This window comes from Pseudomonas sp. FG98 (genome assembly GCF_057808595.1).
The window spans coordinates 22959-32838 of sequence record NZ_JBMDIJ010000069.1; the positions used below are offsets into that span (position 1 = coordinate 22959).

The 9880-nt window shown below is 61.2% G+C and carries 11 protein-coding genes; 5 read left to right on the plus strand and 6 right to left on the minus strand.

The window, feature by feature from the left end:
- Positions 1-1188, plus strand: a complete 1188-nt coding sequence (locus ACODSK_RS26010; protein WP_489020005.1) for a type II secretion system F family protein — start codon at positions 1-3, stop codon at positions 1186-1188.
- Between the two features lie 109 nt (positions 1189-1297).
- Here ACODSK_RS26010 and ACODSK_RS26015 read toward each other — a convergent pair whose 3' ends face one another.
- Positions 1298-2203 (minus strand): LysR family transcriptional regulator, encoded by a 906-nt coding sequence (locus ACODSK_RS26015; RefSeq protein ID WP_489020007.1) that lies wholly within the window; start codon positions 2201-2203, stop codon positions 1298-1300.
- 125 nt (positions 2204-2328) lie between these two features.
- Here ACODSK_RS26015 and ACODSK_RS26020 point away from each other — a divergent pair, with 125 nt between their 5' ends.
- The 4 genes from ACODSK_RS26020 (at position 2329) to ACODSK_RS26035 (ending at position 6528) form a co-directional block, all read left to right on the plus strand.
- Positions 2329-3003 carry an RraA family protein gene (locus tag ACODSK_RS26020; RefSeq protein WP_489020009.1) on the plus strand — a complete coding sequence of 225 codons (675 nt, stop codon included), beginning with the start codon at positions 2329-2331 and terminating at the stop codon, positions 3001-3003.
- On the plus strand, positions 3000-4208 hold the full coding sequence (locus ACODSK_RS26025) for an aminotransferase class I/II-fold pyridoxal phosphate-dependent enzyme (protein ID WP_489020011.1): 1209 nt from the start codon (positions 3000-3002) through the stop codon (positions 4206-4208). The genes ACODSK_RS26020 and ACODSK_RS26025 overlap by 4 nt, the downstream gene beginning before the upstream one ends.
- 75 nt (positions 4209-4283) lie before the next feature.
- The gene (locus ACODSK_RS26030; protein WP_489020013.1) at positions 4284-5549 is read left to right on the plus strand and encodes a cation:dicarboxylate symporter family transporter; all 1266 of its coding nucleotides are present in this window, start codon (positions 4284-4286) and stop codon (positions 5547-5549) included.
- A 79-nt stretch (positions 5550-5628) separates the two neighbouring features.
- Positions 5629-6528 carry a sterol desaturase family protein gene (locus ACODSK_RS26035; protein WP_489020015.1) on the plus strand — a complete coding sequence of 300 codons (900 nt, stop codon included), beginning with the start codon at positions 5629-5631 and terminating at the stop codon, positions 6526-6528.
- On the opposite strand, the gene ACODSK_RS26040 is transcribed toward ACODSK_RS26035, so the two are convergent.
- The 5 genes from ACODSK_RS26040 to ACODSK_RS26060 form a co-directional block, all read right to left on the minus strand.
- Positions 6505-7179: a helix-turn-helix domain-containing protein gene (locus ACODSK_RS26040; protein ID WP_489020017.1), complete on the minus strand. Its 675-nt coding sequence runs from the start codon at positions 7177-7179 to the stop codon at positions 6505-6507. The genes ACODSK_RS26035 and ACODSK_RS26040 overlap by 24 nt on opposite strands.
- A gap of 198 nt (positions 7180-7377) precedes the next feature.
- Positions 7378-7608, minus strand: coding sequence for a hypothetical protein (locus ACODSK_RS26045; RefSeq protein ID WP_489020019.1), 231 nt, complete (start codon positions 7606-7608; stop codon positions 7378-7380).
- Positions 7609-7949: 341 nt separating this feature from the next.
- Positions 7950-8669 (minus strand): hypothetical protein, encoded by a 720-nt coding sequence (locus ACODSK_RS26050; RefSeq protein ID WP_489020021.1) that lies wholly within the window; start codon positions 8667-8669, stop codon positions 7950-7952.
- Between the two features lie 169 nt (positions 8670-8838).
- Entirely contained in the window at positions 8839-9333 is a 495-nt protein-coding gene (locus ACODSK_RS26055) for an SMI1/KNR4 family protein (protein ID WP_489020022.1), read from the minus strand.
- Positions 9334-9371: 38 nt separating this feature from the next.
- Positions 9372-9880: RHS repeat-associated core domain-containing protein (locus ACODSK_RS26060; protein WP_489020023.1), on the minus strand; the 509-nt coding region annotated here is incomplete at its 5' end.

A 9880-nucleotide genomic window follows, 5' to 3' on the forward strand; every position in this document is an offset into this window, starting at 1 on the left:
ATGCGCTATCACCTCAAGGCGGTTGGCAAGGCCGGCGTGGTTTCGATGACGGTAGAGGCCCCTGGCGACGGCGAAGCCCGGCGCATCGTCGAGGACCAGGGCCTGCGCGTGCTCAGCCTGCAGGCCGAGCGGCACTGGCGGGCATTGCGCCTGCGCCGGGCCGAGGCGTTCAACCTGGTGCTGTTCAGCCAGGAACTGACCACCCTGCTCAACGCCGGCCTGCCCTTGATCGACGCCCTGGAAAGCCTCGCCGAAAAGGAAAGCGCGCCCCAGGCCCGCAAGACCCTCGGCGAGCTGGTGCGCCTGCTCTATGAAGGCAAGTCGTTCTCGCAGGCGTTGGCCCAGTTGTCCGCGGTGTTTCCGCCCCTCTATGTCGCCCTCGTGCAATCCAGTGAAAAGACCGGCGCAGTGGGCGAGGCGCTGGGCCGCTATGTCGGTTATCGCCAGCGCATGGACGAGGTGCGGCAGAAAATCATCAGCGCCTCGGTCTACCCGCTGCTGTTGCTGGTGGTCGGCAGCGGTGTGGTGCTGTTCCTGATGGGCTATGTGGTGCCGCGCTTCAGCCTGGTGTTCGAAGGGCTGGGCAATGACCTGCCGTGGCTGTCGCGGATCCTGATGAATGGCGGGCTGTTCCTGCATGCCCACCAGGGCGAGTTTCTCGCGGCTGCGCTCGCGGGTATCGGTGCCCTCGCCGTCCTCCAGCGCCGACCGGCATTTCGCCGCGGCGTTGACCGCCTGATCGAAAGGCTCCCGGCCGTGCACCAGCGCATCGTCATGTATGAACTGGCGCGTTTCTACCGCTCCCTCGGCATCCTGCTGCAAGGTGGTATTCCCCTGGTGACCGCCATGGGCATGGTTCGCGGCCTGCTCACCCCCGCCTCCCGCCAGCGCCTCGACCAGGCCTGCGAACGGGTGCGCGAGGGCCAGTCGCTATCGATCGCGCTGGAGCGTAACCAGTTGGTCACCCCGGTGTCGCTGCGCCTGCTGCGGGCTGGCGAGCAGTCGGGCAATCTCGGGCTGATGATGGAACGCAGCGCCGACTTCTACGACGAAGAAGTCAGCCGCTGGCTGGAATGGTTCGTGCGCTTGTTCGAGCCGCTGCTGATGACCTTTATCGGGTTGCTGATCGGGGTGATCGTGATCCTCATGTACATCCCGATCTTCGAGTTGGCGTCGAGCATCCACTGACGCGGGATGTGCTTTGTCTACGCCCCATTGTTTTTCTTCGGATTCATCGGCACTGCGGTGCTCATCGGGCGGGCTGCGCGATGCGCTGGCCGAGTACGCGCACCACACCTCAGATCAACGCAGTCAACAACCGGGAAAAGTCGCAACACTCGCCAGCAAGCCCGGCCAGGTGGGCATTGATCCCCGGCCGCCGGTCGCCACGGTAGAGCACGCAGTAGTTCACTGCCGGTAGCTGCGGACGGGTTTCGATGATGCGCAGCGCGCCCCGCTCGACCAGGTGCGCCAGGCAGTCCCTGGGCAGGTAGCTGATGCCCAGGCCGCTGATGGTCATGCCGACCTGCACCAGCAGGTTGTGGCTGATGATGGTGCGCGGCAGGTGCACGCCCTGCTGCGCCAGCCAGCGCTCGTAGAACAGCCCGGTACCGGAACTGGACCCCTGGATCATCACGGTATGCCCCGCGAGGTCGGCCATGCTCACCTCGCCTTCGCCACTGAACAGCTCCGGCCCGCACATCCAGGCGTTTTCCACCGGTGCCAGCGGCGTCGACAGCATGCGCGCATCCTCGAACACGTCCGGGACCACGATCAGATCGAGCTGGTCCTGTTCCAGCTTGCGGTACAGCTCGCTGCTCAGTTCCACCGACGGCTCGATCTGCACCCGCGGATAGGCCTGGCGAATCGCCTCGACAAAGGCCGGCAACCAGGTCAGCGCGGTGAGCTCGGTCACCCCCAGGCGCAGGCGGCGCACCAGCACCTCACGGCTGCACACCTGCTCGAGCAGCACGTCGCGACGTTCCAGCAGTTCGCGGCAGCATTCCAGCAGTTCCTCGCCCTTTTCCGTGAACCGGGCATTGCGCCGGCTGCGGTCGAACAGCGGCGTGCCGAAGGTATCCTCCAGCTCCTGGATACGCTTGGAAATCGCCGACTGCGACATATGCAGGTGGTTGGCGGCGGCTTCGAAACTGCCGGTCTCGGCGATCCAGTACAGGGCTTCCATCTGTTTGAAGGTGATCATGCCGGGCCTTTCATCACTTTTATCGATGACTAAAGCGTAGAAAATATCGCTAAAAGTATTTTTTATCGACTCCTAACATCGAGACCACAGCCAGCGTCGGCTGCATCGATCCCCAGGAGAACCCCATGTCCTTGCCAGGCACCCGCATCCTGCCCTCGCCCGCCCTTGCCCCCGGGCACCTGGTCGCCGCGTTGCACAACGTCGTCACCCCGCATATCAGCGACAACCTCGGCCGGCATATCGGCGCCCGTGGCCTGACCCGCCTCAACCGCAGCGGCAAGCTGGTCGGCACGGCGCTGACGGTGAAGAGCCGGCCCGGCGACAACCTGTACATCTACAAGGCCCTGACCCTGCTCGAACCCGGCCATGTCCTGGTGATCGACGCCCAGGGCGATACCAGCAACGCCGCCATCGGCGAACTGATCAAGCTGTACGCGCTGCAACGCGGTTGCACCGGCTTCGTCATCGACGGGGCGATCCGCGACGTGGCCGCCTTCGCCGATACCCCCTGCTATGCCCGTGGCGTGGTGCATTGCGGCCCGTACAAGACCGGACCGGGAGAAATCAACGTGCCTGTCTCGATCGGCGGCATGATCGTCAACCCGGGCGACCTGATCGTCGGTGATGAAGACGGCCTGGTGGCCTTTGCCCAGGCCGACGCCGACGCCGTGATCGCCGCCGCCGCCCGCCACGCCGAGCATGAAGCGGCAGTCATGGCCGAAATCGCCAGCGGCGCCGTGCGCCAGTCCTGGATCGAAGCGCCATTGAAGAAAGCCGGCCTGCTGGAGGATGTGCTGTGAGCAACGCCCTGCTGTCCGAACGTTTGCTGGGCATCCAGCCGTCGCCGAGCATCGCCGCCAACGCCCTGGTCACCCGCCTGCGCAGCGAAGGCCGCGATATCGTCAACTTCACCGTCGGCGAGCCGGATCTCGATACCCCGGCGCACATCATCGATGCGGCCATCGCCGCCATGCGTTCCGGCGACACCCACTACACCGGCACTACCGGTACCCTGGCCCTGCGCCAGGCCATCGTTGCCAAACTGGCCCGCGACAACGACCTGCACTACGGCCTCGACGAAGTGGTGGCCGGCGTTGGCGGCAAGCACATCATCTACCACGCTCTGGCCGCGACCCTGAATGCCGGCGACGAGGTGGTGGTGCACACCCCCTACTGGGTGTCCTACCCGGATATCGCCCTGCTCAACCAGGCGACACCGGTGATCATTCCCGGCGACGAGGCGCTCGGCTTCAAGCTGTCGCCACAGGCGCTGGAACAGGCGATCGGTCCGTGCACCAAGTGGGTCATCCTCAACAGTCCGAACAACCCCAGCGGCGCGGTGTACGACGAAGCCGAACTGCTGGCCCTCGCCGAAGTGCTGCGCCGTCACCCGCAGGTCCTGGTGATGGCGGACGAGATCTATGAGCACTTCGTCTACGACGAGGCCCGGCATCTCTCCCTGGTCAACGTGGCGCCGGATCTCAAGCCGCGCACCCTGATCGTCAACGGTGCCTCAAAAGGCTACGCCATGACCGGCTGGCGCCTCGGTTTCGGCGCCGGCCCGGCCTTCCTGGTAGCGGCCATCGGCAAGCTGATCTCGCAGACCACCACCTGCCCCAGTTCCATCAGCCAGGCGGCGGCGGTAGCGGCCTTTGCCGGTGACCAGCGCCCGATCGCCGCGATGAAGGCGATCTACAGCGAGCGCCGGGCACGCATGCTCGCCCTGCTCGACGACATTCCCGGCCTGCGCTGCACGCCGCCGCAAGGCGCGTTCTATGTGTTCGCCAATGTCGCCGGCCTGCTCGGCAAACGCACCCCGCAGGGCGACACCATCGACAGCGACGGCGCCCTGGTCAGCTACCTGCTGGAGCACGCCGGCGTGGCACTCGTCGGCGGCGCGGCCTACGGCATGTCGCCTTATGTCAGGCTGTCCTTCGCCAGTGGGCTGGAAGTGATCGATGAGGGATGCAAACGGCTGAAGGACGCGATCCTGCGCCTGCGCTGAGGAAAAACCACAAGGCCAGGGAAGGCCCGCAACAACACTGCCTACAACAACAAATTCTTCTTATCGAGGCACACCATGCACACCCCACGCATCCCCCTGGTCTGGCAGATCCTCATCGGTCTGCTGAGCGGGATCGCCATCGGCGCACTGCTCCACGAATACCCCGACGTCCGCCCGTGGATGGTCGACAACGTCCTCAAGCCGGCGGGCGATATCTTTATCAAGCTGATGAAGATGATCGTCATCCCCATCGTGTTCGCCTGCATGGTGGTGGGGATTGCCGGGCACGGCGACAGCAAGGCCCTGGGCCGGATCGGCGTGCGCGCCCTGGCCTACTTCTTCATGGTCACCACCACCGCGATCATCGTTGGACTGATCATCGGCAACCTGCTGCAACCAGGCGCCGGCACTGACCTGGCCAGCCTGCAGGCCAGCGCGATCAGCCTGCCGTCCAGCAACGGCGCCAATCACGGGCTGGGCCAACTGATCGTCGGCATCATCCCGGACAACATCGTCAACGCCATGGCCCAGGGCAGCCTGCTCTCGGTGCTGTTCTTCGCGGTAATGTTCGGTCTCGGCGTCAGCCGCCTGCCCGAGGAACGCAAGGCCCCTCTGCTGGCCGTGCTGCGCGGGGTCTCGGAGGCGATGTTCAAGGTCACCTCGATGATCATGGCCTACTCGCCCATCGGCGTATTCGGCATGATCGCCGTCACCGTCGCCAACTTCGGCTTCAGTTCGCTGCTGCCCCTGGGCAAGCTGATCCTGGTCAGCTACGTGTCGATCATCTTCTTCACCCTGGTGGTGCTCGGCGCCATCGCTCGCTGCACCGGCATTCGCCTGTTCGGCCTGATGCGCCATATCAAGGACGAATTGCTGCTGGCCTTCTCCACCGCCAGCTCGGCGGCAGTGATGCCGCAACTGATGAAGAAGCTGGAAAGCTACGGTGCACCGCCTTCGCTGGTGAGTTTCGTGGTGCCGGTGGGCTATTCGTTCAACCTCGACGGGGCTTCGCTGTTCCTCGGCATCGGTACCCTGTTCGTCGCCCAGTTGTACGGCATCGACCTGAGCCTGGCCGACCAGGCGCTGCTGGTGGTGACCATGGTCCTGACCTCCAAGGGCGCCGCCGGGGTACCGGGCTTCATGTTCGTCATTCTCTCCGCCACCCTGGCCAGCGCCGGCCTGCCGCTGGAAGGCATCGCCTTTATCGCCGGGGTCTACCGGTTGATGGAAATGCCCACCACCGCCCTTAACGTGCAGGGCAATGCCCTTGCGCCGCTGGTGATCGCCCGCTGGGAGGAACGCTCGGCGCGTACTGCCGCGCCGCAGGAGCTCGCGTCTTAGGCGGCATGCGCTGTTTGTTCAAGCGCCCATCCCGGTGGCTGCTCGACACTCGCTGCTCCAATCCTGATGGAGCAGCGAGATGCGCACCTTGTACGGCCCTGTATTTTTCTTCGGTTTCATCACCGCTGCGGTGATCCTTCTCGAACAGCACGCGAGTCCCGGCTGGCTGCTGCCCTTGCTGCTTGTGGCGATCGCCGGCAGTGCGTTGTGCGAGCGGTGCTGGCCATATCGGCCGTCGTGGAATCGCGACCGCGGTGACAGCCGCCGTGATGTCCTGCATGCCGGCGTCAACGAGTCCCTCAACCTGCTGAGCATCGCGGCACTGCCGCTGATCGCCGCCTGGCTGCCCGACCTCGGCCTCTGGCCGGCGCACTGGCCGCTGGGCCTGCAACTGCTGCTGGCAATCCCCATCGCCGACCTCGGCATCACCCTGGTGCATTACGCCAGCCATCGCTCGGCGCTGCTCTGGCGCCTGCATGCGGTGCATCACAGCGTGACGCGCATGTACGGTTTCAACGGTCTGATGAAGCATCCCCTGCACCAGTTGCTCGAAGCCCTCGGCGGCACCCTGCCCCTGCTGCTGTGCGGTTTGCCGCAGGAGGTGACGGCATTGCTGGCCTTCAGCATCGCCATCCAGTTGCTGTTGCAGCACAGCAATGTCGACATGCGCCTCGGCGTGCTGCGCCATGTCTTCGCCTGGGCGCCGCTGCATCGCCTGCATCACCTGAAGTACGGGCGCCATGGCGACGTAAATTTCGCTCTGTTCTTCCCGCTTTGGGACCGCTTGCTGGGTACGGCGCTGTACCTGCCGGACTATGAGCTGGCGGATGACGACCTGGGCATCGGTGACTGTCCGGATTACCCAGTGGATTATTCGGCGCAGTTGCTCCAACCGTTCCAGGGGCCCCAGGCTACCCACCCGCCTGCAGTGGTGCCGGCCGGGCTGCGGGATGCGCTAGCCGAGTACGCGAAGGGCTAGATGGCGCAGGTTGCGGTCGGCGCGGATGCCGAAGTGCTGGCGGATGCTGCGCGACAGATGGGCGGAATCGGCGAATCCCGCCGTCGCGGCAGCGTCGGTCAGGCTGTAGCCCGACAGCGCCAGTTGCAGGGCCAAGCGCAGGCGCTGCCAGAGCACCAGGCGGCGAACGGAGAGACCCAGTTCGCCGCTGAACAGGCGTTCCAACTGGCTGAGGGACAGTGCGGCTTCGCTGGCGATCTCGGCGGCGGGCAGCGCGTCGGCGTCAAGCTGGCGGATGCGCTGCAGGGCCTTGGCCAGGCGGGGTTGCAAGGGGCGGCGTGGCAAGGTGGTCAACGCTGCGATCAAGGGTTCGGCGCGCGGGCCGGGTTGCCCGCAGAGCTGGCGCAGTGCGGGCAGATCGAACGCCAGGGGTTCGGCGTACAGGGTCAGGGTGGGCCGTTCGCTGGCAATGATCGCGTGCGGCTGCCCGGACTCGACCGACAGCACCGGGCCTCGCTTAGGTACACCGTCGATCAGCGCCTCGACTTCGCCGTCGCAAGCGATCAGCAGTTGGTGAGGGTAATGGGCGTGGGTTCCGGTCTCGCCCGCCTGGCCAAGGATCAGGCAGTAGTCGGTGGCCAGCCAGAGCTGGCCTTGCCAAGGTTGGGACATGCGGGCTCCGGTGGTGGTTTGAGTGGGAAGAGTAGCACTGGAGGTTGGCAAGTCAGCCATGAGCACGGGTATCCGGTTTACCCAAACTACCCATGCGCCCATGCGGCGCGGTCTCGCCGGTAGGAGCTGCTTTAGCTGCGATGGACCGCACAGCGGTCCCAAAACCTGTCAACTCGCTGGACCTAGAAACGCGTCAGATCAGGCATTGGGAATCCACGACAGGGCTTGATCATAGACTTGCGCGGGATGGTTTCGGGACCTGCCCGGTTCGTACAGGTACAGCTGGCTCTGCTCCGGCGTTTTCTCCTGCAGCATCCGCAGTCCCTGCCAGAGGAAGCGCTTCTCTCGTTTGGCGCCGCCTCGGTATTCAACGGTTTTCGACACCCGCCGGCCCAGGCTGTCATAACGGTACTCGGCCTCGGCTTCCATCCGGCCTTCCTGCCAGCGCTGGCTGCCGATCAGCCGGTTTTCACAGTCGTAGCGCAGCTTCAGTGCCTGGTTGATGGAGCGTCGTCCGATCAGGTTGCCCCAGGCGTCATAGCGATGCTGGTAATGGTGCCATTCGCCAATGCGGTTGTCCCTGACCTTTTCCAGCTTGCGGCCGCTCAGGTCCAGGCGGTTGACCGCCGGGTCGTAGCGGAACTCCTCGAGGAAGCGCCGGGTCGGGTGGTCGATGCGCAGTACCTCGCCGGGGGGCGCTCGAGGGGGGTGGTCTGGTCAAGGGCGTTGGTGATGCCCACCAGTTGCTGGCGATCGTTGTAGCGGTAGCTTCATACATCCCGAACAAATACTAAAATCCTTTCCGCGAGCTTTTGGAAATCAATTGACTCCTCATCTTTACGATCATGAATCAAAGTATAGACTCCAGATCTAGGTGACAAAACTTCTACCACTCTCCCTAGGCAATTGGTTATCTCAATAAAACCGTCCATTACGCCATCAAGATCTTCTAACAGAGATAGCAACGTCGAATACTTAATCAGAACCCCGGCTTCATCAGTGCCAGAGTCAACCTTCGGATTGTCAAAGTAAACCCGAATTTTCGGACAGATCTCTCTCTTCCAATCAAACGCCGGAACCAACCGTTGGATCATATCTTTAAACTCAAATTCAGATTCACCACCAGAAAACTCACACCTATGGATAGGAATGCAAAGATGCAACTTTTTTCGTTTACCCTCAAGTGCACCCTTCAAGCTTCCATGATAATTATTGGGCACTGCTAAAGCATGGGTGAAACCGTAGCTGTTCTCTGCCAGTTCAAATATAGAAGGGTGGAGTTGAGTTAGTGAGCCAGGTGCCTGACCTGCTACACTAGCAGCAAAAGATTTGTCACTTGAATTTTCGGAGGCAATCAATAAGTCGTTGGTATCCGTGCTTTTCAGGCAATATTCATAAACCCTGTTCGGGAGGTTATGCTGAAAGAAAAAGCACCCAAAGCCCTCCTCAACACTAGAGAAAGACAACAATAAATCACCTTTGGAGAGCATACCCATCTCGGTCGTAGTTGCTAGCGTTTAGATCGTATTACTGTCCAACCAAGATTAGCGCTCGAAGCCGAATCCTGGATAAATAACCTGACTCCAGACAGGCTTTTGCGCGGTAGGGCCGAAGTATAATGCCAAAGCCCAAACCCCATTGAACGTGACAATCCTTAGGCTAGGGTTCCTCGATAAATGTTACTTCTCCTCCAACGGCCAAAATAAGCGAAGAATATAGATCCTCGACACTCTCTGCCACCCAATAGAGATTGCCGCAACCACCTTGCTCCGCGATGTCGGATATATTTCGAATGCCCCTATCATGAAGATGAGTACGATCCCAATAGTAGACACCTTTTTTTCCAGGGCTGCCAATCAAGACATATGGATTCCCCCCCCCATCATCCCCAATAATCAGAACATCCGTTAAAAAACTCAGCTCACCAGCAAACTCTCGATTGAAGCTAGCAAGATCATTGCACTCTTGAGCTGGTGATATACCAAACATTCGATCAAAACTAATCCCGTCCTCATCAATTTCCGAAACGGGCAACTGGGGAAAATCAGGATCGGAAAAGTAGAAGCCATTCATTTTTTTCAGAAACCGCTTATACTCATCAGGAAGTTGAGGTCGGAGCTTACTCTGCAAAGATGCGATTTCAGAATCACTCAACCCAGCTCTATACACAATCGCCATTTCTTGTAACCTGCTTAGCAAGAAGATTTAATATTTTTAACGCCACCTGAGTGGGTGAACCTATTGTGTATCGCTTTAGGGACCTCTTGCATAGTCTTCATGTCCTCATGGTGGTGCCATGTATTGGTTGCATATACAGCTTTTCCTTTTGGCGCCAGCGCGTCTGCCTTTCCAAAATCCCCGGCTGGGCCTTTACTATGATTGCCTTTTAGGCCTGGCACATCAACTTTTTGCCGTTGATAGGGTGTAAAGTCTGGATGTCCACCAGGATATCTCACAACATTATTTTCCCAGTCCTGATACACCCAAGTTCGACCTTCGACCTCCAAATGAACCGATCCGCCCTTTTCCACCCATTTGGCAATATCAGGAGAGTGTAGCGGCTTTCCAGCCCACCCCCACGGATCAATCCACCCCGTCGGATTAGGCACATACTGATAAAGATTCAGCCCCCCATCCAACCCAATCGGATCCTGCGTTATAAACCGCCCAATCTCCGGCTCATAATACCGAAACGTATTGT